Consider the following 24,406-nt stretch of genomic DNA (forward strand, 5'->3'; position numbering starts at 1 on the left):
AATGTTCGAGGGAGAGACTTTTATGGCAAATGCAAAATCCTATGAAATTCAGTCGGGGCAGAGCTACCCGCTCGGCGCAAACTATGACGACAAGGGCGTTAACTTTGCGCTCTTTTCGGCCTGCGCTGAGCGCGTTGAGCTGTGCCTTTTTGACCCGACGGGTCAGCATGAAATCGCCCGCCTGGAGCTGCCGGAGTACACCGACGAAGTGTGGCACGGCTACGTTCCGGATCTGAAACCGGGGGCCCTGTACGGCTATCGCGTTTATGGCCCTTACGATCCGGAAAACGGCCATCGCTTTAACCCGCATAAACTGCTGCTCGATCCCTATGCCCGCGCCCTGACCGGGGAGCTGAAGTGGAACGCCGCCCATTTTGGTTATGAACTGGGGCATGACGACCTCGATCTCAGCTTTGATACCCGCGACAGCGCGCCTTTCACGCCGAAATGCCGGGTGATCGACCCGCGGGTGTTCGACGGACAGGATCCGCATCGCCCGACGGTGCCCTGGTCTGAAACGATTCTCTATGAAACGCACGTGAAGGGCTTTACCCAGCTTCACCCGGCGATCCCGCCTGAGTTACGTGGCACTTTTGAGGGGATGGGGCATAAAGCGATTGTCGATTACATCAAAAGCCTCGGCATCACCTCGGTGGAACTGCTGCCGGTGCACGCTTTCCCGGACGATCAGCATCTGCTGGACCGGGGCCTGAAAAACTTCTGGGGTTATAACACCCTGAACTTCTTCTCTCCGGCGTCGCGCTATTACGGCCCGAACGGCATTCAGGGGTTCCGCGACATGGTGCGCGCCTTCCACGATGCGGGTATCGAAGTGATCCTCGACGTGGTCTATAACCACACCGCCGAGGGTAACGAGCTCGGCCCGACCCTGTCCTTCAAAGGCATCGACAACTTCTCGTACTACCGCACTATTGCCGGTCAGCACCGCTACTATGTGAATGACACCGGCACCGGCAATACCGTGAATACCTCGCATCCCCGGGTGCTGCAGATGGTCATGGACTCCCTGCGCTACTGGGCTGAATCGATGCATATCGACGGTTTCCGCTTTGACCTCGGCACCATTCTCGGGCGCGAGCCGGAAGGGTTCGACCAGCGCGGCGGCTTTTTCGATGCCATGATGCAGGATCCGCTCCTCTCAAGGCTGAAACTGATTGGTGAACCCTGGGATATCGGCCCCGGCGGTTATCAGGTGGGGGGATTCCCGCCCGGCTGGGGCGAGTGGAACGATAAATACCGCGACACCGTGCGTGAATACTGGCGCGGGGATAACGTCTCATCGGACTTTGCCGCGCGACTGCTCGGCTCCGGCGACCTGTACGATCAGCGCGGTCGCCGCCCGTGGGCCAGCATCAACTTTATTACCGCTCACGACGGTTTCACCCTAAACGACCTGGTCTCTTACAACGAGAAGCATAACGAGGCTAACGGCGAGGATAATAACGACGGCCACAATGATAACCGTTCATCAAATTATGGTGCGGAAGGGCCGACTGACGACGAGCAGATTAATGCTCTGCGCGAACAGCAGAAGCGCAACTTCCTGACCACGCTGCTCTTCTCGCACGGGACGCCAATGCTGCTGGCCGGGGATGAATTTGGCCGAAGCCAGCTGGGGAACAACAACGGCTACTGTCAGGACAGCGAGATCAGCTGGGTGCACTGGGAGAATTTGCCCGCCAGCGCCGACGCGCTGCGCAACTTCACCCGTCACCTTATCAAGCTGCGTGCCAGTCAGCCGCTGTTGCGCCGTGAAAGCTGGCGCGACGGCATGGAGATCCAGTGGTACAACGCGGGCGGTGGACCTCAGCTGCCGGAGCACTGGGATGAGGGCACCACGCTGGGGCTCTATCTCACCCGGGCCGATCTGCAGGGTCAACACGGGGTGTGGCAGGAGGTGCTGCTGCTGATCAACCCGTACGAGGCCGCCGTCCCGTTCCGTATCCCGGAATGTGGGGAAGGTGGCTGGGTGCTGGAGCTGAGTACGGTGGAGGATGACAACCTGGCCCGGGCCGTTACCCCGGACACGGACTTCTCGCTGGCGGGCCGCAGTATCGTGCTGTTACGCCGACCTTAACGGTTGGCTCGCGCTCTGGCCCACGGGCTGGTGGAGTCGTCGTCGGCATTGTCCGGCGCGGTCTCCTCCAGCGAGTCCAGATACAGGGCTTCGACCTCGGCGCGGGCCCAGGGCGTGCGGCGCAAAAACTTCAGGCTGGATTTCACGCTGGGATCGCTGTTAAAGCAGTTAATTTTAATCAGCTTTCCCAGCTGCGCCCAGCCGTAGCGCGCCACCAGGGCGTTAACCATCATCTCAAGCGTGACGCCATGCAGAGGATCTTTGGAAGGGTGAGCGGTCATAAGCGTCCGTATTATCAGGCCAGGGTTGGAAGCGGGGAAGGTTACAAGAAAAGCCTGGGGCCAGCAACGTTACCCGTCGACATTACAGGGCAAAAATCGTCTCAATTTCGACAGAGAGGTCCGGCGAAAAGAGGCGGCTGACCTCTACCAGCGAACTGGCAGGCAAATGGTCCCCGTAATTACGGTACAGCACCTCCCGCAGCGCGTTGACCTCCGAGAACGAGGTGATAAAGATAGTCACTTTGATGAGTGACGAAAAATCAGCGCCTTCTGCTGCAATAATTTTCCGTATCTGACTGAATATCTCTTCGGCCTGCTCCGCGATGCCTTGGTGTTGGGCGGGTGTGCCAAACGCGGTTAACCCGGAAATGTAGAGCGTGTTTCCATGCCTGACTGAATGGACATACGGGGCTTTCACTTCCCCTAACTCCGGATAGTTCTTTCTTACCAGTTCACTCATGTTGAAAACCCTTCTGGATGTTTACCTTTGTGCTGGAGCTATGCCACTAAATATTGAATCAGCGATTTGAACAGATACACCATTATTGCAATCTGTAGTGCCCGGTAGCCCCATCTGACGTAGCGCCATGCATGTCGTTCTCTGGCGTCTGCTGCTGCAATTGCGGGGTCAGCATGTTGTTTTTTTGCCCTGGTCCTGAATTCACTTATTACCCACAGCACCACAATAAAAGCAACAACGGCTTTTTGAAGTAAGGCATTATCCATAGCGCATTATTCCTGCAGGATTGTTATTTCATCCACATTAAATGAACGATACCCTTGTTGCTACTACCAGATAAGTATTACAGGTAAGAGAATGTAGGCCGGGCAAGCGAAGCGCCCCCGGCATTTTGCGTATAACAATTTATAAGGTTTTTTATGCATACGCTTGATGGATTAAAAATGAAGTTTCCCGGTGCGGATGTCTGGCAGATGGGGGACAGCCAGGCGCTGGCAAGCGAGCTTGCGGACCTGATCAGAAAAGGAATTAAAACAGCCACCTGTGGTTCCTTAGCCTCTTACCAACAAGAAGGTGCCGCATCCAGAATTGGCGGTTACGTCATCGTTCTTGACGGGCAGGAGGTACCGGCATGCGTAGTCAGGGTGGTTTCGGCGCGTCTGGTGCGCTTTTGTGATGTCACCGCTGAGTTTGCCCGCAAAGAGGGTGAAGGTGATTTAAGCCTCGAACACTGGTGCAAAGAGCACCAGCGATTCTTTACCCAGGAAGGGACTTTTTCTGATGATATGGAGCTGATTGCGGAAGAGTTTGAAGTGGTTGAACTCCTTTAATTCGTTTTCTGACAGAGGCACCTGTGGAATATCTAACGTCATTGCAGAAAATAGTGTCTGATGATCCTGGCAGAATGGATGTGCTCTTCGCAGTGAGGGCACTAAAACTCAATGACGGCTGGATCGGGGCGGGGTTTGTACGAGATGCCGTATGGGATCATTTACACGGTTCGGGTCAACGCCCTGTTTCGGGTGATGTGGATGTGGTCTGGTTCGATTCAGAACGTTGCAGTCCGGAACATGATGGCTTTCTGGAAGAAAGACTCAGACAACAAATGCCTTCCTTCGACTGGTCGGTAAAGAATCAAGCCAGAATGCATCTGCGAAACGGTGATAATCCCTACCTCTCGACAGAACACGCCTTGCGGCACTGGCCTGAAACCGCTACGGCTGTAGCGGTCAGATTAGGTGATAATCAACGTATTGAGATAATTGCACCCTATGGGCTCGGCGATCTGTTCGAGCTGCGCCTGCGTCCAACACCTGCATTTGAGCGCGATAAATTGAATGTGTTTAAACAACGTATCGACTCAAAGCGATGGCTGGAACGTTATCCCAGGCTGCAGTTCTTTCTGAAACAGTGAGCGTTTCCCTTTACGACCCCCAGCGCGTGCGCAAATACCGCACCGCGTCCTGCGCCTGGGGCTGGTTCAGGTTGTCTTCACGGAACAAAATCGTGCCGTCAATATGCGGTTCGGATTCATTCAGATCGAGCTGTTTTTTCAGCTCCGGCACGCCGCCGTTTACCGTCCAGTCGGGCTCTTTGCTCGAGGGTTCTCCCACTTTATACAGCGCCACGCCAATATAGAGGCGCGTATGGGTCGGCTTCACCACGTCGGCCCACCATTTGCCAGCACGTCATAGCGCGCCGCATCCCGGGCAAAAGGCCAGTACAGCTGAGGGGCGATGTAGTCCAGCAAACCCTGCTGCACCCATCGACGGGTATCGGCGAAGGACTCGTCGTATGCCGCCGCGCCCCGGGTTTCGGAGCCGGCCGGATCGTGAGAGCGGTTACGCCAGACGCCTGCCGGGCTCACGCCAAACTCCACGTTCGGGTTTAACTGCTTAATGGTGCGCGATACCTGGGTAATCAGCTGCTGGGTGTTGTTGCGTCGCCAGTCGGCTTTTGAGTCAAATCCCTGGCCATACTGGCGGTACGTCTGATTGTCGTTCAGCTTCGAACCCGCGGACTCGGCATAGAAGTAGTCATCAAACTGCACCCCGTCGACCGGGTAGCGCGACACCACTTCCGCCACGATGCTGGTGATCCAGTCCCGGGCCTCCGGAATACCGGGGTCGAGAACAAAACGATCGCTCGCGGTGCGGATCCACTCCCGATGCAGGACGTAAACGCTCGGCGGATGCAGCGTCAGGGTACGATTCAGCTCTGCGACCGTGCCGGGGCGGGTATTGGTCGACACGCGGTACGGGTTAAACCAGGCGTGAACTTTCATCCCGCGCTTGTGCGCTTCATCGAGCATAAACTGCAGCGGATCGTAGCCCGGATCTTCACCAATTTTTCCGGTCAGCATATCTGACCACGGCAGTATTTTTGACGGCCACAGCGCCGTGCCGTCCGGTTTCACCTGGAAAAACACGGTATTGATGCCGAGGCTTTTCAGGTTATCCAGCTTGTCGGTCAGGGCCTTTTGCTGCATGGCGATCCGCGATTCGGCGCTACGGCCGTTCACGGATGCCTGCGGTGGCCAGTCGAGACGGGAGACGGTCGTCAGCCAGACGCCGCGCACCGGCTGGTGGCGCGCGTTTTTATCAGGCAGCGGCTGTTTCGCCACGGGCGGCAGCGGGGTGACCAGGGATTTAGGTGGGGTTGAGCTGCAACTGACCAGTAAAAGCGCCCATGCGATAAGCATGCCGGAACGTTTAAGGTGGGTGGCTAGCTGAGAACGAGGTGAACAGGCGATGATGATAAGCTCCAGTTATACAATTTTCGCCGGGAACATTTATTGTCGTTCTATTCGGAGGTAAGTCAATCTCGTCAGTAAGGTTTTAATGACGACAAAGGCAGCATACAAAAGCCATATCTTGACGAACTACGCTTTGTTTATCCTGTTACGCCTCATTCCCTTTCCCGGGCTGTCTTTATAGCCACTTTCTTAATGCGTCATCCCAAAGGTTTCTTAAACTTTATTGACGTGTCTTTACAAAAGGGTGGGTTATGCCACAGATAACATCTCGTCTCTGGGCCGTGTTAACTGGCTTGCTGGTCGCGCTGGTGGGGATTGCATATTGTGTTCTGGGCGGCTGGCTGGCATTCGTCGGGGGGACCTTTGTCTTTATCCTGCTGGGCGTCGGCTTTTTTATCAGCGGTATACTGATGTTCCGCCAGCGGCTTTCCGGCGTCTGGCTCTATCTGCTGATGTTCCTGGCCTGCGCTGGCTGGGCGCTGTATGAGGTCGGGCTGGATGGCTGGCAACTGATGCCCCGCCTGCTGGTGGTCGCGGTCCTTGGTGTATGGATCAGCATGCCGTGGGTGATCCGCCAGTTGACCCTGGTTCCCTCAGCCAGGCGGAAGGGGATGGCCGCAGGCGGGATCTACGTCGTGGCTATGCGGCAATGCTTATCTTTGGCTGGCATATCTCCGGCACGCGGTTTGTCCATCATCAGCCATTCCCACCTGCGCAGGCGGCGCAAATATCGCAAAGCGATGGTGACTGGAAATATTATGGCCGTACCGCCGACGGGCAGCGTTTTTCGCCGCTGATGCAAATCACTCCCCAGAACGTCAGCCAACTGAAACTGGCCTGGCGTTTTGATTCAGGGGATGTGAAACGTGACGGGGAGGACAAGGCCGGGCGTGAATTTAACGTCGAAGTCACGCCGGTGAAGGTGGGCGATGTGCTTTATATCTGCACCCCGCATCGTCAGGTTATCGCCCTGAACGCCACCTCCGGTAAAGCGCTGTGGACATTCGATCCGCAAAACGATACCTCGGCGAATGAGTATCTGGCCTGCCGGGGTGTGGCCTGGAGCGACGACGCTACTGACAAGGACTGTCCGCAAAAAGTGATCACCACCACCGCCGATGCCCGGCTGGTGGCGCTGAATGCGGAGACGGGCAAACCCTGCGCCAGCTTTGGTAAGCAGGGATTTGTCAGCCTGACGGACCATATGGGCGAGGTTCCCCCGGGTTTTCATTTCATCACCTCACAGCCGATGGTTATGGACGGACGTATCATCCTTGGGGGCTGGATCTATGATAACCAGTCCACTGGCGAACCCTCTGGCGTGGTGCGGGCGTATGACACCAAAAGCGGTAACCTGGCATGGGCCTGGGACATGGGGCGCAATCCCGCCAATGCGCCGCTGAAACCCGGCGAAGAGTATACGCGGGGTACCCCTAACGGCTGGGGAACCTATACCGCCGATCCCGCGCTGGGGCTGGTTTACATTCCTCTTGGCAATGCCACGCCGGACTATTACGGGGCGCAGCGGCGTCCCTTTGACGAAACTTACTCCAGTGCGGTTGTGGCGCTGGATGTCCGGACCGGCGCAGAGCGCTGGCACTATCAGACCGTGCATCACGACGTCTGGGACTATGACGTTCCCATCGGCCCGACGCTTGTCGATCTGCCCGATGGTAATGGGGGGATAACCCCGGCGCTGGTGCAAACCACCAAGATGGGGCAACTGTTTTTGCTGGATCGGCGAAGCGGAAAACCCCTTGCCGCCGTCAATGAAAAATCGGTTGCTGTGACGCCGTCACTTCCCGGGGAAAGGCTTTCCCCCGTTCAGCCAGATTCTGCTGGCATGCCGGATCTTTCCCCTGCCGATCTGCGGGAAACGGATATGTGGGGCGCCACCGCGTTTGACCAGCTCCTGTGCCGGATCCAGTTTCACCAGTATCGCTATCAGGGGAAATTTACCCCACCCGCCGAGGGAACCTCTATTGCTTATCCTGCCTTTGATGGGGTGATTGACTGGTACGGCGCTTCTGTCGATCCGCTTCACCACGTGCTGATTGCCAACACCAGCTATATCCCGTTCACCATGCAGATCATGAAAAGCGAAGAGGCTATTCAGAAGGGACTAATGAAAACGTGGGCGGGCTGGCAGAGCGGACAACCCTATCCCAAACCTAAAGAGTTCGCCGTCGGGCCGCAATACGGCACGCCCTGGGCGGCCATCGTTAAACCTTGGCTGAGCGTGCTGGATGCCCCCTGTAATGCACCGCCGTGGGGGAAAATCTATGCCATCGATCTGGTGAGTAAAAAAATCATCTGGGAGCGCCCGGCGGGCACCACCCGGGATATGAACATTTTCGGCACCCATACCAACGTGCCGCTGCCAACGGGCATCTTTATGATGGGCGGAAATGTGATCACCCAAAGCGGGCTGATCTTCACCGGGGCCACGGCGGATGACTACCTGCGAGCCTTTGATGAGGCCAGCGGCCAGGAGCTCTGGCGCGCCCGACTGCCTGCAGGCGGGCAGGCCACGCCAATGACCTATCAGGCCGGAGACGGCAAGCAATACGTTGTCATTGCCGCTGGCGGTCATGGCGGGCTCGGTACCCGTTCCGGTGATTCATTGATGGCGTACGCGTTGCCATGAGTCCGGAGACCGCGCTTTTGCTGGCGCGCAGTCAGTTTGCGTTTACCATCAGTTTTCACATCGTGCTGGCGGCGTTCACCCTTGGGCTGGCGCAGTTTCTGATGGTGCTGGAAGGGCTCTGGCTATGGCGTAAGCAGCAGGTCTGGCTCAGCCTCTGGCGCTACTGGAGCAAGGTGTTTGCCCTGAATGTGGCGGTGGGCGTGGTGACCGGGGTAGTGATGGAGTTCTCGTTCGGTACCAACTGGAGCAGTCTTGCTGGCCGCACCGGTGCGGTACTGGGGCCGATGCTGTATATGGAAGTGCTGGTGGCCTTCTTTCTGGAAGCGGGTTTTATGGGAGTAATGCTGTTCGGGATGAACAAGGTGCGTCCGGGCATTCACTTTATGGCGACCTGTATCGTGGCGCTGGGCTCGTTTTTTAGCGCCTTCTGGATCCTTGCCGCTAATTCATGGATGCAGACGCCGGATGGCTATCTGATTGCCGCCGACGGTCGCTTTCGTCCCGTCGACTGGTGGGCGGCGATCGTCAATCCCTCTTTCCCGTGGCGGATGGCGCATATGGTCGGAGCGGCGATGCTGGGTACCGCCTGTCTGGTGGCGGCCTGCGGGGCCTGGCATCTGCTGCGCGATCCCCGGCATCCGGCGGCACGGCGTATGTTTTCGCTGGCAATGTGGGCGCTGGTAATAATGGCCCCGCTGCAAATCGTGCTGGGGGATCTGCATGGGGAAAATACCCGGGATCACCAGCCGGTGAAGCTGGCCGCGATGGAGGGAAGCTGGGATCCGCCGCCACCGGGTCATGGCGAACCTTTGCGACTCTTTGCGATCCCTGATATGGCGCAGCACCGTAATCACTATGAGCTGGCGATCCCGGATATCGGCTCTCTTTATCTACGCCATAACCTGCAGGGGACTATCCACAGTCTTAATCAATATCCGCCGGATGAATTGCCGTGGGTGCCGCTGGTGTTCTGGGCGTTTCGTATCATGGTCGGGCTTGGACTGCTGATGCTGGCGGCAGGTGTCGGTGGGCTGGTCGTGCGGCTGCGGGGACGATTATGGCAGACACGCTGGCTTTTGCGTCTGATGGTGCTGATGGCGCCCGCCGGTTTTGTTGCCATGCTGGCCGGATGGGTGGTTACCGAAGCCGGGCGGCAGCCCTGGACGGTCTACGGCCTGCTGCGTACCACAGAGAGCCTCTCTCCTCTGGGACCGCAATTCGTTCTCGGCTCGTTTATCCTGGTCGTCACGCTTTATCTGGTGCTGTTCGGGCTGGGGCTGTGGTTTTTGCTGCGTCTGTTCGCCAGACCGCCAGCACCAGACGAAGAGGGGGCAGAACCCGATGTGGCCCGCCGCACGGGCAAAGGGGAAAACGATGCATGAAATAATGGGAATACCGATTTTACAGGCGTTGTCGGCAGCGTCTCTGGTGCTGAGCCTGTGGATCTACGTTCTGCTGGACGGAACGGATCTGGGGAGCGGTATGTTATGCGCCTTTCAGCGCGATGAGGCGTCCCGGCATAAGATTGTGCTGTCGCTATTACCCATCTGGGATGGCAATGAAACCTGGCTGGTGCTGGCGGCGGGCAGCCTTTTTGGCCTGTTTCCCGTGGCGTATGCCATTATTCTGAGCGCGTTATATGTGCCGGTGTTTACCCTGATACTGGCGCTTGTCGTGCGCGGGATGGCAATTGAGTATCGTCATTACGCTCCTCATCTGTTCGATAAACTCCTGATAGCAGGGTCATTGTTTGCCACCCTTGCACAGGGAGTGATTGTCGGCAGTCTGATCCAGACGATCCCCAGTGATGGTCAACAGTTTACCGGTACCGGATGGGAGTGGTTCAGCCCGTTCCCGCTATTTTGCGCGCTGACGCTGGTGGTCGCGTATTGCCTGATGGGGCAGGGCTGGCTGAACTGGCGGGGGACCGGGGCGCTGGCGTCCCGGTCACGACGGGCGATCCCCTGGCTGGCAGGGGTAGCGCTGGTGTTATTGCTTGGGCTGCTCTTCTGGAGCATGCAGTTACAGGAGGCCTGGCGCCAGCATCTGCAAAACCCCCGGGTGTGGTTGCCGTTTGCGGGGGCAGTGGCGGCAGGCTCCGTTTTATTGTGGTTCAGCCTGGTGCGGCACTATGACTTTTTACCGCTGGCGGCGATCCTCATGCTGGTGAGTTCCGCGTTTGGCGCGCTGGTTTTTACCCTCTATCCGTGGATTGTGCCGACCACGCTAACGGTTCATCAGGCGGCAGCGCCCCCGGAGACGCAACAGTTTCTGCTGATAAGCTTTGCGCTGCTGGCCCCGGTGACGCTGCTGTATAACACCTGGGGATTTCGGTTATTCAGCGGCAAGATCCGTTAACGCGTCAGGATCTGCTCCAGCGTCGCACCAATCGCCAGAATCAATGCGTCGCTGCCCGGCAGGCCGTCGATCTCCAGCCCCACCGGCAGCCGGCTGGTGGCGCCATAACCGACCGGCAATGTCAGCCCCGGCAGGCGGGCGTTACTGCCCGGATCGACATTGCGGATCAGACGGGCGAAGTTTGCCGCCGAGCTGACCTCATCATTGGCCAGCGGGGCGACCACCGGTGAGGTAGGGAAGATCAGCGCATCCAGCTGATTCTCCCGGAACGTCTGTTCATAGATGTTCAGCAGGCGCGGAAGCCCTTCAGACAGTGCCCGGTCGTAGAGCGGCTGGAGTGGAACAGGGTTGCCATCGCGATCGGGGATCAGCCCCGGCACAATGCCGTGCTCAAAGATGGCGCGCACGTCCGGGCTGGCGATGTGCCAGACAATCTCCTCCAGGCTCACCAGCGTGTTATGCGCTTCCAGGTAAGCCTGTAAATCCTCTTTACCCTCGTGCATCACCACCGGAAACGAGACGGCGGCGTTGGCCTCTTCAAGCCCGGGCATTTCGACGGCAACCAGCGTCACCCCGGCGGCGCGCAGCCTGGCGAGCGCGACGTGGGCTTCCTCGCTGACTTCGTCATCCAGCGTTTGCCAGAAATAGTCCGTCATCCCTAAGCGGATCTCACTGGCGGGTTTGGCGGGCAATATCGTGGCACCGGTAATCAGGCTGTCGAGAAGAGTGATATCGGCCACGCTGTGGGCCATCGGGCCTGCGGTATCCCGGGTGTGGGAAATCGGGGTAATCGCCGCCTGAGAGTAGCGGCCCGTGGTAGGCCGAAAACCGACGCAGCCGTTCAGGGCGCAGGGCTGGCGAACCGACGCCCCGGTATCGGTGCCCATCGCCACCGGTACCATTCCGGCGGCAACGGCCACTGCGCTGCCCGACGACGAACCGCCCGCAATCCGGCTGGCATCCCAGGCGTTGCGCACCCCTTTAACGTCCGGCGAGTGATACGCCGCGTTATAGCCGGTTACGCCAAAGGCCAGCTCGTGCATATTGCATTTGCCAATCACGATGGCCCCCGCGTCGATCAGCCGTTGGATCACCGGCGCGGTGGTGGTGGGCACGAAGTCCTTCAGGGCTGGCGTACCGGCGGTATTGGGCAATCCGGCCACGTGAATATTATCTTTCACCGCAATGGGTACACCGCCGAGAGGCAACGGCGCGCCGCCGTCGGCGAGATGCTGGTCCCAGGCTCTCGCCTGGGCTAACGCCTGCTGCGCGTTCACCGTAATAAAGGCGTTGAGGTGAGGCTGGGCGTATATACGGGCTAAACAGGCGCGAACAAGCTGTTCGCTCGACACCTTCTGTTCCTGAATGAGTTGTGCCGCGTCGGTGGCTGTGAGGGTGTGCAGTTGTGTCAGGTCTGAGGCATTTATTGTTTTCATTAGGCTATTTCCGGACGGTGGTAGTCCGGAACATTTAGGCAAATCGGCAATTAGCGCGCCATCCTCAGGATTGAGGAGAGATTAATGCTTAAGTCTGGAGGCCAGCTCCGTCCGGTTGGCGCAGTCGAGCTTTTTCAGGGCGTGATTGAGATGCGTGCGCACGGTGGTAAACCCGATGTTCAGCAGCCGGGCAACCTCTTTATCACCCAGTCCTTTGCAGACCAGATCAACCACCTCCTGCTCCCGGGCGGTGAGCAGCGGCGTTTTATCCCGTTTCGGTAAGGCTCTGGCGAACCAGGGCTCCAGCAAGTGCAGAAGGTGCAACTCCCGTTGCCCGAACGGCGGGGCGCCTTTAGATCGCCAGATGCGCAGATCGCCCACATCTTCGCCATCACGTAAAAAGTAGACGTTCACCCCGTGATGCATGCCGCAGGGTTTCAGGAACTCATTATAAAAGGCGCTCTTTTTAAGCTCGCGCGCACTCATTACCTCGTCCACCAGGGTGGGACGCTGTTTTGCCCGCAGCAGCGGCGTGATAGGGTCGATGTACTGCCAGGTGCTGGCATGTTCCCGCATCGCGCGTTCATCTATGTTCCAGCTGACGCCATGGGAGGACGTATTAGAGGCGGGAGACCAGATGCACGACGCCGCAAAGTCGGCCTGCAGCAGGGCGCACACATTCTCAAGCGTCTGCTGTCGCAGGGCGTTGCTGCCCTGGCCAGAACCGAGTTGCCATACGAGCTGCGAGAACAGGTTCAGCTCGTGATCGTTCAAAACACTCTCCATTTCTGCCGCACTCTCGCTGTTTTTTGTGCAGCTGAGTGTAGACCACTACGAAACGGAGTGCCGGTACGCAGACTGCCGGACCTTCTCAACCGCCACTTTTCCGGCGATAAAGGCGTGGTCAGAATTGTAGTACTCCCATTCGCTGTATCGTCCGGCAAGGGTAATGCCGTGCAGCAACAGCCATTTCCTGATCGTTTCGACGTTCTCTTTGCGCTGCTGGTCATAGATAACGTAGGCGTAAGGGATGTCGATTTGATTGGTGGTGACGATCTCATCATTCTCCGAGATGATCCCCACGTCGATGCACTCCTGAATGCATCTGTCGATCAGCGCCTGGCCGTCGGCCGGCAGAGGCTTATCCGGGGAGTAGCTGATCTCACAGGTCAGGCCGCACGCGCCTGCCGGGCTACAGAACGGGCTGGCGTTGCCCTGCACAAAAATACGATGAAATACCGTCTTACCGGCGTAGTAGATCCAGTGTTTATCGGTCAGATTGTCGCGATTAATCCCCAGGTTGACGCAGCGCACAGAGACATGACGCAGCCCTTTTGCGGCTTTGCGAACATCCGGGGGCACTTCGTCGCCCATCAGGCGGATAAGTTCCGGCAACACCAGGGTACTGATCATCTGTTCATAGCGATACTGTCTGCCGTCAGAGAGCACTACGATATGCTGGTTAACGTAAATTTTGCTGACCTCCGCGCCCGTCTCGATGCGGCCCTTAATATGCGGCACAAACCCGGACATCAGCGCCTGGAAACCGCCTTTCAGGGGATAGCCGAAACGCGCATTGGGCCCCATGGGCTTCGCGGTTTCACCCAGCGCACCCTCGATAATCTGATCCAGGTCCGGCAAGGGGACGCGTCCACCCAGCCACGAGGTCTCCATTTCCGAGAGCGGCACCGTCCATAATTTTTTGTTGTAGGGAATAGCAAAATGGCGGGCGATCCCTTTGCCCCAGGTTTCATAGATAAAGGCTTCAAAACTGCCTTCTGGCGGCGTCTGCTGGCCTGTGCTGGTGTAGTCCGGCACTGCGCCATCGGCACAGCAGTCATGATGGTGACGGGCGCTATTGCCGCAGGTCGGGGCCATGCTTTTCACCTCAGAACCCGTGCCATATCGCGCCTCGATGGCACCCAGAATGCACTCTTTAATCACCGGCGCGGGCAGGCCGTAAAGCGATCCCTGGAAGGGGTAGCGGGTATACACGCCGTCGGTATAGACCCAGGCTTCGCGGATCTGCCAGTGGATATTGTCACCCAGCAGGATGTTGTACAGGGCCAGCACCTCCTCATCGGCGGAAAACATAATGTGCCCCGCATAGTCGAAGGTAAATCCGTTGTCCTGAACCGAGCGGCACAGGCCTCCCACCGTTTCATTACGCTCCAGCAAGGTTGCCCCTTCGCCAAAATGGTAGGCCGCGCTAAGACCCGTCGGCCCGGCTCCCAGAATTAAACAGCGTTCGGCTTCTGCACCGCTTCTGGCGGGCGGGATCAGCCGTAAAACCGGCGGGGAAGAAAGGTCGTCGCTGGCGGCCTCCGCTGCGACTGTCGACCGGGCCTGATGGCGGGCAAACGCCTGTTCAATCAGCTCATGCATGTTCTGCACGGTTTTATCCCAGGAGGTACTGGCGACAATCTCTTGCATGATCTCGCGCTGCGAGGCGCGTTCCTCCTCTGATAACGCCAGTGCCTGTTCGCAGGCCACGACAAAGGCGGTATGATCCCGGGCGACGGCAACCACGTGGCCATAAGGTTTTTCGACATCGGCAATGGCGGTACTGACTACCGGCAGCTGCGCGGCCATGTATTCCAGCACCTTCGTCGGGCTTATAAAGCGCGTGGACTCATTCAGCGCAAACGGCATCAGGCAGACGTCCCAGCCGGCAAGGAAGTGGGGCAGGGCCTGGTATGGCTGCATGCCGGGATAGTGAATATTGCTTCTTTGCGGCAGGGTTGACGGGTCGATTTTCACCACCGGGCCGACCATCACGATTTGCCACTCCGGATGCGCATCCGCGAGCGTCGCGATAAGCCGTAAATCCATCCGCTCGTCAATCACGCCGTAATAGCCCAGCCGCGGGTGGGGAATGTCATCCTGCAGCGGATGGTGATTCGTGCGATCCAGCGCCTGTTCAAAATGCACCGCATCCACGCTACTGGCAAAACAGTGAATGTTCGGATGGCGATCTTTCCTGGCGGCATACAGACTCGGCCCGCCGGTAAAGACGATATCCGCGCGCGTCAGCAGGGCTGATTCACGCTGCAGAAGCTGTCGGGGCGCTTTCTCAAAGGCGGCCAGTTCATCCATACAGTCGTACACCACGACGGCCGGGGTAAAGACTTTCAGCAGGGGGAGCGCCATCGGCGTGTAGAACCAGACGACCGGGGTTTCACCTTCATCGCGGATCTCTGACAGCAGCGTTTCCAGCCAGGCGATTTGCTCATCGTGAAAACCCGGTTCTGTAGACGGCGTATGCGGCTGGATGACGGTCACGTTAGGCGCGGGCTGGGTCATCTTCAGCTCCGCTTTACCCGCTGACCAGAGCGGCTCTTCGATAAATACAATCTGATAGTGCTCAGCAAGCCGCGTCAGCAGATGCTGCGGGCGCTGAAAAACAAAATCCCAGCGCAGGTGACTAAAAACATAAATTTTTTCCATGCCTGATACCTCTTTGCTGGTGCAAATATTGACGCCAGTTAAGTGTTGAAAGTGTTCCAGTCGGGACTGGGTTTGTTTAAGCGCACGGGCATAAACGGCATTAAGCTGCCTCTCTTTTTCTGGCGACAAATCCCATAAGCCCGAGTGGTGCCAGAGCGTGCTGTTCTCCCAGTCGGGTCGGTCAATAATCGGGTAAAGGCAAATCCCTACGAGCTCCACGCCTGCAAGCTGCGCCTGCGCCACCTCTGAAGCGATATCCTTAATCCAGGCGCCACGCCCGCTACCCACATGGCTCGTTTCGGCAAGCAGAATCGGACGCTGATAGCGCTCCCAGGTCTCCTGCAACATTTCGTGCAACCGCCGTCGGCGATGGTCGCCCAGATGCCACGGCAGGCGCTGGTTGTTGCCCATAATCCACTGATTGTCGTGGTAATAATTGGCCCCGAGCAGATCCAGATAGCGGGGATGACCACCCAGTTCAGGCTCATGTCTGCCTGTAAGCATGTCCCACGCCTGAAACTGCGCGGTACGCAAAGCCTCGGTTTGCTCAATGCTTACGGGATCGCTATCCGGCGAAATCAGATGGATTAACGGGTCGCAATGTAAAATTCTCGCTCGCGGATCGGCCGCCCATATGGCATCGCAGGCGGCAATTGTGGCGCGAACCAGCTGTCGTTTGACCTGCATGCTTTCACCCGCGCCCGGTGGAGAAGTGGGGAACAGCCCCACCGCAATGCCCCAGGCTGTGAATGAGATCTCATTGATGGGCGAATAGACGGGCGGCTCGTCATACCAGGGGCGCAGAAACGCGGCCAGAGAACCGCATAAATGGGCGAAACGGGAGACAAATTCCTCGGAGAAAAAATCGATATCATCAGGAAAGCCGTAGTGACAGATCGTCCAGCAAATTTGCACGCCCGTTTCTTGTGCCGAAATCATCTTTTTGGCAACGGTAGTAAAGTCGTAACCGCCTGATTTATTGACAAGACGCCAGCCAACGCTCTCTCTTACCGTTGCAATGTTGAACGGTTCTAGCGCGCGGTAATCCTCTGTATGGCGTATGTCATGCTCCGTTGCTTTATCCATTGAAAGGGCGTTACCTGCCCGCGTAACAAAATCCGCACCTTCAAAACCTGCCTGCCAGAACGACCTGAATATCGGCATATTGTTGCTCCGGAATGGGTAATCGTATTTTTAATAAATATTTTAAGCCTCGTTATTTAAAACGCCCGGCCATACTTGATTACCCATACTTACGGAGAAAAATAATGCAGAATAAAATCTGAGCCATGTTTATTGCAAAAACATTCAACCATAACCATCCCCTCCACATATTTCGTTAACAGCGGAATAGGGCAATAGCAATACCCCGGAGTTCACCCGTTTTATGTCTACGTCCTGTGTATCAATGCGAAAACACTGCTACCTTCTCTTTCAATGATAGTCGCGGATCCTGCTCCAGAGCGGGGTTTTTCAACCGGCCTTCGCTTCGGTTATTAAAAATTCGAATAAAATCATCATGTGCTGGTGGCGCTTTTTTTATGCGTTACGGCTCGGTTAAACGATATTACGCCCTAACCACAGCTTAAAATAATCGCTGCCCGCTACGCTCGTTTCCTGCATATCTGTCCTGATGTCTCAAAACTGCGTCTGGTACTTTCGTCTTAGCCCGGAAAATATATACCCGATCCGCTTTTGTTATTAAATCTGTGCGGCTTAACGCTGGTGGAATATACATAAGGCGGCTCATCTGACAATCCATAAATACAGATAAATGGTCAGCAATGTTCTTTAGTTACAACATACAATATGCTTTCATCAATAACCTGACATCAACATCGTGCCAGAGTACATCGCTTAACAGAGTAGAAAGGGCATAACCGTTATTCTATCCGTCATAGAGGATAAATTGAATTTAACCGCTATAGGGGTTATTCTTGTTTTATCCCCTACAGGGGATTTTCTTAGAATATCCGCTATGGGGGGTAGGCATGAAGGTGACATCAGCTGGCGCGCTGGCTCAGGCTGTCCGGGATCAGCGTAAGGTCAATAAGTTAACGCAATCTGAGACGGCTGAACAGGTTGGTATTAAACAAACCACGGTATCGGATTTCGAGAACAAACCGGAATCCACCAAACTGGAGACGCTGTTTAAAATCCTCTCGGCGCTGGATCTGGAACTGCATGTGGTGAAAAGAGGCTCTTCGCTGCCCGATAACACTACATGGACCAAGGAGTGGTAAGCGATGCGCGCACAACGTCTGACGGTTGCCATGAACGGCGACGTGGTGGGTACGCTGCATCGTGATGGCAGCGGTGCGATGTCCTTTGAGTATGCCCCCGGGTGGCTGGCAGAGCCGGGCGCGCGTTCTATCTCGCTGTCTCTGCCGCTACAGCATGGCAGGATCCGAGGAAAGCAGGTCTTCAATTTTTTCAGTAACCTGTTGCCCGATTCAGAGGCCATCATTGCCCGCATGCAGGCCCGCTTTCAGGTCGAAACGGCGCATCCTTTTGATCTGCTTGCCAGCGTCGGACGGGACTGCGTCGGTGCCATTCAGCTCTATCCACCGGGGCTGGAGATTCCGTCGGTGACGGATATTGTCGCCGAACCGCTGGATGATGCGCAGATTGCGGCGTTGCTTGAGGGCTACCAGATGGCGCCGCTCGGCATGAGCGAAGAGGAGGCCGATTTCCGCATCTCGCTGGCCGGCGCGCAGGAGAAAACAGCGCTGCTGTGGTATCAGGATCGCTGGCAGCGGCCCCAGGGCAGTACCCCAACCAGCCATATCTTCAAGCTGCCGATCGGCAGGATAGAGCAGAACAATATCGATCTGAGCGAGAGCTGTGAAAACGAGTGGCTTTGCCTGCGGATAGCGAAAGCCTTTGGATTCCCCGTTGCACAGGCCGAAATGGCGACCTTTAGTGGCAAAAAGGTGCTGATTATTGAGCGCTTCGATCGCCGCTGGGCCCGCAGCGGCTGGTTGATGCGTCTGCCGCAGGAGGATTTTTGTCAGGCGCTGGGCGTCTCTCCGGCACTGAAATATGAATCCCACGGCGGTCCCGGCATCGCCGACGCCATGAAGCTGCTGCTCGGCTCCCGCCTTGCCGGACAGGATCGTGAGATGTTCTTTAAAGCGCAGATCCTGTTCTGGATGCTGGCTGCGATAGATGGTCACGGTAAGAATTTCAGCCTGTTTATCGAAGCGGACTCCTCGTTTCGCATGACCCCTTTATACGATGTGATTTCGGCATTTCCGCTGTTTGAAGCGGGGAGTATCCCGGCCAAAAAAGCGAAGATGGCCATGGCTTTACAAGGCAAAAACCGGCAATACCATTTCGCGATGATCCAGCCGCGCCACTTTATCAGTACCGCTGCGCACGCCGGGTATTCGCAGGAGTCCGCGCTAAAACTGATGAAAGAGATGGCCAGCCGCACCGACGACGTCATAGCGACCGTTACGGCGGAACTGCCTGCGAATTTCCCGGAGCAGATAAGCGGGGCGATTTTCCGCGGTCTGGCAAGCCAGGCGGCAAAAATAGGGCGAATGGAGTAGATCAGTACAAAAATTGGTAGGGAAGTTACGCCTGTTTGCAATTGTTAATGATAGTTATTTTCATTATCATTTTTCTTTACGTAAGCAACTGTAAAGAAAAATAACATGATTAAAGCCTCTGCCGTAATGAACAAAACTCTGTGTGCACTCGCCATTTCCCTGGCGATGCACTCGGGGTCAGTATTCGCCAAAACCTTCACCGAAAAGGATTTCGTCTCCCAGCCGCTTGGGCATGGCGTCTACGAACTGGCCTGGGACAAAGGCCAGCAGGCGCTTTACGCTGCCTCCGCGCCTTCATTCGATAAAGACAAAACGGACGGGTTAGTCTTTAAGCTGGCGGCGCAGTCGCTGCAAATTGACGCGAAAATCCCGATGGAGCGTCGCACGTTTGCCGTCGCGCTGGATGAAGAAAACCACATTCTCTATCTCGGCAATGCGCTGGAAGGGTCAGTGACGCTGCTCGATACGCGCACCGACAAAGCCATCAAAACCCTTCAGCTGAGCGACAATTCCGATCCGGAAAAGAGAGCCCACGTACGTGAAGTGGTGCTGGATAAGAAGCATCAGCGTCTGTACGTCTCCGGGATAGGGCGTAAGGATAAAGGCCTGCTCTGGGTGGTAGATACACAGAAGCAGGAACTTGCCCAGACCCTGCAAAAACTGGAGCCGGTCGGTTTTGCGGTAGATGAAGCGGGCGACAGGGTCTATGTCGTCTCCGGCAGCGGCGAACTGATTACCCTCGATGGCAAAACGTCGCAGCTGCTTACCCGCGTGAAGGTCGATCCCGCCGATCCGGAACATTATTTCCTCAACATCGCGCTGAACACCGCCAGGGGCGTAGGCTATATCGCCGACACCAACACCAAAGACGTGCTGGTTGTGCAGCTCGACTCCGGCAAGCTGCTCCATCGCGTTCCGACCCCAAACTCCGTTGCCGTGCTGTACAACCCGGCGCGGGAAGAGGTCTACGTCACTCACCGTAACGATCGCCAGATTAGCGTAATCGACGCAACCAGCAATCGCCTGAAACACACCATTAAAACCACGGCGATGCCAAACAGCCTGGCGCTGTCTGCCGATGCCAGCACGCTCTATGCCAGCGTCAAGCAGGATGAGAAAGCCAACCAGGCTGACTACGTGCTCAAGATTGATTTAACTAAGTTCTGAGGATCCTGTTGTGATAAAGCAGACACGCATGGCCGTGGCGGTTTCGCTCGCCCTGGCTAACCTTCCTGCGGCCGTTTTCGCCGCAGAAACTACCGCCGTTAACGAAGATGAGCTGGTCGTCACCGCGACCGGCTTCAGCCAGGAACGTCGCGAAGCACCCGCAACCATCTCCGTGGTAAATGAAAAGGAGCTGAACACCCGCTCGAACCAGAACGTCACGGAAGCCCTGCGCGAGATGCCGGGCGTCCTGGTGGGCAACGGCCACGGCAGCCTGGCGACGGGCGATGTCCAGATGCGCGGGATGGACTCCACCTATACCTCGTACATGGTGAACGGCATCAAACAGGCCACCCGTGAATCCCGTCCGTACGGCCACCATATCGGCACCGAAGCGGCCTTTATGCCGCCGCTGGCCGCCATCGAGCGGATCGAAGTGATCCGCGGGCCAATGTCCTCACTCTATGGGTCTGACTCCATCGGCGGGGTGGTCAACGTCATCACCAAAAAAGCCTATAACCTGGAGAAGTGGACCGGCGTCCTGGAGGATAACTACTTCCTGCAGGAGAAGAGCGAGTACGGTAACACCAACCAGACCAATGCCTTTGTGATGGGCCCGGTCATTCCCGGTAAACTTGGGGTGAGCCTGGCCGCGGATTATCTCGATCGCCGTGACGATGACAGCATCAACGATGAGCGTTTTGTAAAGCATCAGTCCGGCAATCTGGATGCGACGATCTCCATGTCACCAACCGACACCCAGCTGTGGGATCTGAACGCCACCAAAGGCAATCAGGAGAAGACGCATAACGATAAGCAGTGGTACTGGGGCTTTGACCGCGACGCGGCTTCGCTGTCACAACATGCCTGGTACGGCGACATACTGGAAGTGAAGAACTTCGTCAGCTACGAGAAAGCGAAGACCGAGTACCGCGTGCCGGGGATGTCCTCGCAGTTTATTACCCAGAAGAACTACGAAGCGAACAGCGCCAACATCTTTACCCTGGGCGACCACAAGCTGACGCTGGGCGTGAACTTTACCCGCAACGAACTGGATGATGAGTTCGGCATTAAGGATAAAGAAGCGCCGGGCGTCACGCCGGTGAGCGAGATTTCGCGTAATGGCTGGGCGGTATTTGCTGAAGACGCGTGGATGATTGTGCCGGACTTCACCCTGACCACCTCGGCGCGTCTCGATCATGACAGCTATTTCGGTTATCACGTCACGCCTAAGATCTACGGCAACTGGACCATTGATGAGAGCTGGGCGCTGAAGGGCGGCGTGTCGGCCGGGTATAAGAAACCGGATCTGCGCCAGAATAACGAAGGCTTCACCAGCGTGTATGGCGCATATCCTTATTCTGAGATCGGCATCGGTAATGATGATCTGAAACCGGAAGAGAGCGTTAACACCGAGCTGGGCCTGTACTGGCAGCAGGACGCGCTGGCGCTGGATGCGACCATCTTCTACACCAAATTCAAGGACAAAATCAGCGACCGCGTGATTTGTACCGCATCGGACACGCAGACGTGTACTTATAACGGTTACGTCGCAGATTCCGTCTTCCAGTACGCCAACGTCAGCGACGCTGAGATCTACGGTCTGGAGCTGAACGGCGACTGGCAGGTAACGTCATCGTTAAGAGCCAACGCGAACTATACCTATACCCACAGCGAGCAGAAAAGCGGCGACTACAAAGGCTATGCCCTGAGCGATTTCCCGGAAAGCATGGCCAACGTCTCTCTGACCTGGAACGCGGTGAACGACCTCGAACTGTGGACCAAAGCGAGCTGGCGCAGCACCTCGCCGGACATCGGCAAATCCAGCGAAACCGAAGCCTATGCGCTGGTCGATCTGGGGGCGCGTTATCATCTGAACAAGAACGTTACGCTGATGACCGGGATCTATAACCTGTTCGATGCTAACCCGATTTACCGCACCTCCTATAACCAGTCTTCGATGCTGGAAGGCCGCCGCTATAACTTCGGCGCCCGTATCGAATTCTGATCCTTCTGCCGGAGCCGTCGTGCTCCGGCCTCTTCAATTGTTATTCCTCGTTTTTCTGCCGCAGAAAGTGATTATCAAAGCCGCCGACATGTGATACTTAAACTGGGATACAACAAACCAGGATAATAAAAGATGTCGCACAACAAAATTGCCCACAAAGTACAAAACCTCCAGTCATCAGCGATCAGAGAACTATTAAAACACAGCAAGATGGAAGGGGTGATTTCACTCGGTGGGGGCATTCCTAACCCGGATCTTTTCGATCGCGAAGGGCTGGAAATGGCAATGGAAAAAGTGCTCTCCAGCACCTGGAAAGACGCTTTCCAGTACGGCCTGAGCGAGGGTAGCCCGGAGCTGCGCGGGGAAATTTGCCAGCTGCTGAGCGGCCGGGGCATTCGCTGCGGTATTGACGAGGTGGTTGTAACCTCCGGCTCACAGCAGTCGCTGGATATTCTGGCGCGGGCGCTGATTAATCCGGGCGATATTGTGGTCGTCGAACGTCCAACCTATCTCGCGGCCCTGCAGGTTCTGCAGTTAGCAGAAGCTAACCTGATGTCGGTGGGTACCGACGGCGAAGGAATGATCGTCGATGAGCTCGAAGCGCTGGTTAAGACAACGCCGATCAAAGCCGTTTATATCGTCCCGACGTTTGGCAACCCTGGCGGCGTGACCCTGGCAGAGCCACGTCGCAAGCAGTTAGTGGAATTGGCGCAGCGATACGATTTCGTCATTATCGAAGACGATCCCTACGGCGAAATCAATTTTACCGACAAAACCTTCACCCCATTAAAAGCCTGGGCGGCGGAAATGGGCTGCAGCGATAACGTGATTTACACCTCGACGTTTTCAAAAATCCTCGCGCCGGGCGCAAGGGTAGGCTGGTTAGTGCTGCCGGACTGGGTGAAACGTCAGGTTGTCATTCTGAAGCAGGCCACCGATCTGCACACCAGCACCTTGTCGCAATCGCTCACTTATCACTATCTGACGACCGGCCGTCTGACGGGGCAAATCGCCTTGATCCGCGACGCCTATAAACATAAATGCGAGATCCTCTGTCAGGCAGTGGAAAGCGAGCTGGGCGAACATCTGACGTTCCACAAGCCGATGGGCGGCATGTTCCTGTGGGCGAAATTTAAATACGAAATGAACACCACCGAGTGGCTGAAAAAGACGCTCAACAACGGTGTGGTCTATGTGCCAGGCGAGTTCTTCTACTGCAACGAGCCGGATCACGCCACGCTGCGCATGTCTTATGTCAGCGTTACGGATGAGAATCTGAAGGAAGCGGTCCTGCGGTTGAAAGCCTCGCTGTAAGTTCCCGGAGCGGGTGGCACAGGCCACCCGTTTCAGGTTGTCAGCTGCGAATAAATTCCAGTAAGTCTTTGTTGATCGTATCAGGGTGCGTGGTGTGCATCCCGTGCGGATAGCCCGGATAAACCTTAAGCGTGCTGTTGCTGATGAGCTCATCCTGAAGCAGGCTGGCGTTCTTATACGGCACCACCTGATCGTCATCGCCCTGCAAAATAAGCACCGGCACGGTAATCGCTTTCAGATCTTCAGTCTGATCCGTTTCTGAAAACGCTTTAATACCTTCATAGTGCGCTTTCGCGCTGCCAATCATCCCTTGTCGCCACCAGTTCTGGATGGTTCCCTGCGATATTTCAGCTCCGGTTCGGTTAAAACCGTAGAACGGGCCGGTCGCCACATCGAGGTAAAATTGCGCCCGGTTGGCGGCCAGCGCTTGACGGAATCCGTCAAACACCTCAAGCGGCGTACCGCCCGGATTATCCGGCGTTTTCACCATCAAAGGCGGCACGGCGCTGATCAACACCGCTTTCGCCACGCGGCCCTGCGGTTGTCCGTATTTCGCCATATAGCGTGCAACCTGCCCGCCGCCGGTGGAATGGCCGACATGCACCACATTGTGTAAATCCAGATGTTCAACGACGGCCGAAACATCGGCGGCGTAATGATCCATATCGTGCCCGTCGCTGACCTGGCTAGAACGGCCATGACCGCGACGGTCGGTGGCGATAACGCGGAAGCCTTCAGCTAAAAAGAACAACAGCTGGTTATCCCAGTCGTCAGCGCTTAATGGCCAGCCGTGGTGGAAGAAGATAGGTTGTGCATCTTTGGGACCCCAATCTTTATAGAAGATACTGACATCATCTTTGGTGGTGACAAATGACATGGTAGAC

General features: G+C 56.6%; 19 protein-coding genes and 1 pseudogene. 12 read left to right on the top strand and 8 right to left on the bottom strand.

The features are described 5' to 3' along the window. The first annotated feature begins 22 nt into the window (after positions 1-22). Complete coding sequence (gene glgX, locus K5I40_RS05820) at positions 23-2,098, top strand: glycogen debranching protein GlgX (protein ID WP_138368960.1); 2,076 nt, start codon at positions 23-25, stop codon at positions 2,096-2,098. Here the strand turns inward: glgX and K5I40_RS05825 are convergent. The 3 genes from K5I40_RS05825 to K5I40_RS05835 form a co-directional block, all read right to left on the bottom strand. After that, a complete protein-coding gene (locus tag K5I40_RS05825) occupies positions 2,095-2,379 on the bottom strand; it encodes a VF530 family DNA-binding protein (protein ID WP_039028755.1) in 285 nt (94 codons plus the stop codon). The two genes, glgX and K5I40_RS05825, sit on opposite strands and share 4 nt — an antisense overlap. An 82-nt stretch (positions 2,380-2,461) precedes the next feature. After that, positions 2,462-2,839: a RidA family protein gene (locus K5I40_RS05830; protein WP_223074025.1), complete on the bottom strand. Its 378-nt coding sequence runs from the start codon at positions 2,837-2,839 to the stop codon at positions 2,462-2,464. A 38-nt stretch (positions 2,840-2,877) separates the two neighbouring features. After that, on the bottom strand, positions 2,878-3,105 hold the full coding sequence (locus tag K5I40_RS05835; RefSeq protein ID WP_039028757.1) for a hypothetical protein: 228 nt from the start codon (positions 3,103-3,105) through the stop codon (positions 2,878-2,880). A 153-nt stretch (positions 3,106-3,258) separates the two neighbouring features. Here K5I40_RS05835 and K5I40_RS05840 point away from each other — a divergent pair, with 153 nt between their 5' ends. Both K5I40_RS05840 and K5I40_RS05845 read left to right on the top strand, forming a co-directional pair. After that, complete coding sequence (locus tag K5I40_RS05840) at positions 3,259-3,669, top strand: ASCH domain-containing protein (protein ID WP_223074026.1); 411 nt, start codon at positions 3,259-3,261, stop codon at positions 3,667-3,669. A 23-nt stretch (positions 3,670-3,692) separates the two neighbouring features. Next, positions 3,693-4,253: a nucleotidyltransferase family protein gene (locus K5I40_RS05845; protein ID WP_223074027.1), complete on the top strand. Its 561-nt coding sequence runs from the start codon at positions 3,693-3,695 to the stop codon at positions 4,251-4,253. 10 nt (positions 4,254-4,263) lie between these two features. On the opposite strand, the pseudogene K5I40_RS05850 reads toward K5I40_RS05845, so the two are convergent. Further along, positions 4,264-5,540, bottom strand: a pseudogene (locus K5I40_RS05850) (glycoside hydrolase family 10 protein). Positions 5,541-5,845: 305 nt separating this feature from the next. On the opposite strand from K5I40_RS05850, the gene K5I40_RS23995 reads away from it, so the two are divergent. Genes K5I40_RS23995 through K5I40_RS05870 form a run of 4 tightly spaced genes read left to right on the top strand, consistent with a single transcriptional unit; the run spans position 5,846 to position 10,599 of the window. After that, the gene (locus K5I40_RS23995) at positions 5,846-6,391 is read left to right on the top strand and encodes a hypothetical protein (protein ID WP_251929552.1); all 546 of its coding nucleotides are present in this window, start codon (positions 5,846-5,848) and stop codon (positions 6,389-6,391) included. Beyond that, complete coding sequence (locus tag K5I40_RS05860) at positions 6,322-8,241, top strand: membrane-bound PQQ-dependent dehydrogenase, glucose/quinate/shikimate family (protein ID WP_251929599.1); 1,920 nt, start codon at positions 6,322-6,324, stop codon at positions 8,239-8,241. The genes K5I40_RS23995 and K5I40_RS05860 overlap by 70 nt, the downstream gene beginning before the upstream one ends. Further along, on the top strand, positions 8,238-9,623 hold the full coding sequence (locus K5I40_RS05865) for a cytochrome ubiquinol oxidase subunit I (RefSeq protein ID WP_223074030.1): 1,386 nt from the start codon (positions 8,238-8,240) through the stop codon (positions 9,621-9,623). The genes K5I40_RS05860 and K5I40_RS05865 overlap by 4 nt, the downstream gene beginning before the upstream one ends. Next, a complete protein-coding gene (locus K5I40_RS05870) occupies positions 9,616-10,599 on the top strand; it encodes a cytochrome d ubiquinol oxidase subunit II (RefSeq protein WP_223074031.1) in 984 nt (327 codons plus the stop codon). The genes K5I40_RS05865 and K5I40_RS05870 overlap by 8 nt, the downstream gene beginning before the upstream one ends. Here the strand turns inward: K5I40_RS05870 and iaaH are convergent. The 3 genes from iaaH to K5I40_RS05885 form a co-directional block, all read right to left on the bottom strand. Next, positions 10,596-12,035 (bottom strand): indoleacetamide hydrolase, encoded by a 1,440-nt coding sequence (gene iaaH, locus K5I40_RS05875; protein ID WP_223074032.1) that lies wholly within the window; start codon positions 12,033-12,035, stop codon positions 10,596-10,598. The two genes, K5I40_RS05870 and iaaH, sit on opposite strands and share 4 nt — an antisense overlap. Positions 12,036-12,116: 81 nt before the next feature. Beyond that, complete coding sequence (locus K5I40_RS05880; protein ID WP_223074033.1) at positions 12,117-12,809, bottom strand: LuxR C-terminal-related transcriptional regulator; 693 nt, start codon at positions 12,807-12,809, stop codon at positions 12,117-12,119. Positions 12,810-12,866: 57 nt separating this feature from the next. Next, positions 12,867-16,646 carry an NAD(P)-binding protein gene (locus tag K5I40_RS05885; protein WP_223074034.1) on the bottom strand — a complete coding sequence of 1,260 codons (3,780 nt, stop codon included), beginning with the start codon at positions 16,644-16,646 and terminating at the stop codon, positions 12,867-12,869. Positions 16,647-17,473: 827 nt separating this feature from the next. Here K5I40_RS05885 and K5I40_RS05890 point away from each other — a divergent pair. The 5 genes from K5I40_RS05890 to K5I40_RS05910 all read left to right on the top strand — a co-directional run bounded on the left by K5I40_RS05890 (position 17,474) and on the right by K5I40_RS05910 (position 23,522). Continuing rightward, positions 17,474-17,725 (top strand): helix-turn-helix domain-containing protein, encoded by a 252-nt coding sequence (locus tag K5I40_RS05890; RefSeq protein ID WP_138368950.1) that lies wholly within the window; start codon positions 17,474-17,476, stop codon positions 17,723-17,725. 3 nt (positions 17,726-17,728) lie between these two features. Beyond that, positions 17,729-19,036 (top strand): type II toxin-antitoxin system HipA family toxin, encoded by a 1,308-nt coding sequence (locus K5I40_RS05895; RefSeq protein WP_223074035.1) that lies wholly within the window; start codon positions 17,729-17,731, stop codon positions 19,034-19,036. A 105-nt stretch (positions 19,037-19,141) separates the two neighbouring features. Then, the gene (locus K5I40_RS05900; protein ID WP_223074036.1) at positions 19,142-20,203 is read left to right on the top strand and encodes a YncE family protein; all 1,062 of its coding nucleotides are present in this window, start codon (positions 19,142-19,144) and stop codon (positions 20,201-20,203) included. A gap of 10 nt (positions 20,204-20,213) precedes the next feature. Next, positions 20,214-22,208 (top strand): TonB-dependent receptor domain-containing protein, encoded by a 1,995-nt coding sequence (locus tag K5I40_RS05905; protein WP_223074037.1) that lies wholly within the window; start codon positions 20,214-20,216, stop codon positions 22,206-22,208. Between the two features lie 132 nt (positions 22,209-22,340). Continuing rightward, positions 22,341-23,522: a PLP-dependent aminotransferase family protein gene (locus K5I40_RS05910; protein ID WP_039028768.1), complete on the top strand. Its 1,182-nt coding sequence runs from the start codon at positions 22,341-22,343 to the stop codon at positions 23,520-23,522. A 40-nt stretch (positions 23,523-23,562) separates the two neighbouring features. Here the strand turns inward: K5I40_RS05910 and K5I40_RS05915 are convergent, their stop codons facing one another. Further along, complete coding sequence (locus K5I40_RS05915; protein WP_223074038.1) at positions 23,563-24,399, bottom strand: alpha/beta fold hydrolase; 837 nt, start codon at positions 24,397-24,399, stop codon at positions 23,563-23,565. Positions 24,400-24,406: the final 7 nt, after the last annotated feature.

Source organism: Leclercia sp. LTM14 (assembly GCF_023736175.1).
Classification (GTDB): domain Bacteria; phylum Pseudomonadota; class Gammaproteobacteria; order Enterobacterales; family Enterobacteriaceae; genus Enterobacter; species Enterobacter barmai.

Excerpts from the sequence above, each read along its gene's own strand:
- glgX (WP_138368960.1), top strand. The coding sequence starts at position 23 with ATGGCAAATGCAAAATCCTATGAAATTCAGTCGGGGCAGAGCTACCCG.
- K5I40_RS05825 (WP_039028755.1), bottom strand. The coding sequence starts at position 2,379 with ATGACCGCTCACCCTTCCAAAGATCCTCTGCATGGCGTCACGCTTGAG.
- K5I40_RS05830 (WP_223074025.1), bottom strand. The coding sequence starts at position 2,839 with ATGAGTGAACTGGTAAGAAAGAACTATCCGGAGTTAGGGGAAGTGAAA.
- K5I40_RS05835 (WP_039028757.1), bottom strand. The coding sequence starts at position 3,105 with ATGGATAATGCCTTACTTCAAAAAGCCGTTGTTGCTTTTATTGTGGTG.
- K5I40_RS05840 (WP_223074026.1), top strand. The coding sequence starts at position 3,259 with ATGCATACGCTTGATGGATTAAAAATGAAGTTTCCCGGTGCGGATGTC.
- K5I40_RS23995 (WP_251929552.1), top strand. The coding sequence starts at position 5,846 with ATGCCACAGATAACATCTCGTCTCTGGGCCGTGTTAACTGGCTTGCTG.
- K5I40_RS05865 (WP_223074030.1), top strand. The coding sequence starts at position 8,238 with ATGAGTCCGGAGACCGCGCTTTTGCTGGCGCGCAGTCAGTTTGCGTTT.
- K5I40_RS05870 (WP_223074031.1), top strand. The coding sequence starts at position 9,616 with ATGCATGAAATAATGGGAATACCGATTTTACAGGCGTTGTCGGCAGCG.
- iaaH (WP_223074032.1), bottom strand. The coding sequence starts at position 12,035 with ATGAAAACAATAAATGCCTCAGACCTGACACAACTGCACACCCTCACA.
- K5I40_RS05885 (WP_223074034.1), bottom strand. The coding sequence starts at position 16,646 with ATGCCGATATTCAGGTCGTTCTGGCAGGCAGGTTTTGAAGGTGCGGAT.
- K5I40_RS05890 (WP_138368950.1), top strand. The coding sequence starts at position 17,474 with ATGAAGGTGACATCAGCTGGCGCGCTGGCTCAGGCTGTCCGGGATCAG.
- K5I40_RS05895 (WP_223074035.1), top strand. The coding sequence starts at position 17,729 with ATGCGCGCACAACGTCTGACGGTTGCCATGAACGGCGACGTGGTGGGT.
- K5I40_RS05900 (WP_223074036.1), top strand. The coding sequence starts at position 19,142 with ATGATTAAAGCCTCTGCCGTAATGAACAAAACTCTGTGTGCACTCGCC.
- K5I40_RS05910 (WP_039028768.1), top strand. The coding sequence starts at position 22,341 with ATGTCGCACAACAAAATTGCCCACAAAGTACAAAACCTCCAGTCATCA.
- K5I40_RS05915 (WP_223074038.1), bottom strand. The coding sequence starts at position 24,399 with ATGTCATTTGTCACCACCAAAGATGATGTCAGTATCTTCTATAAAGAT.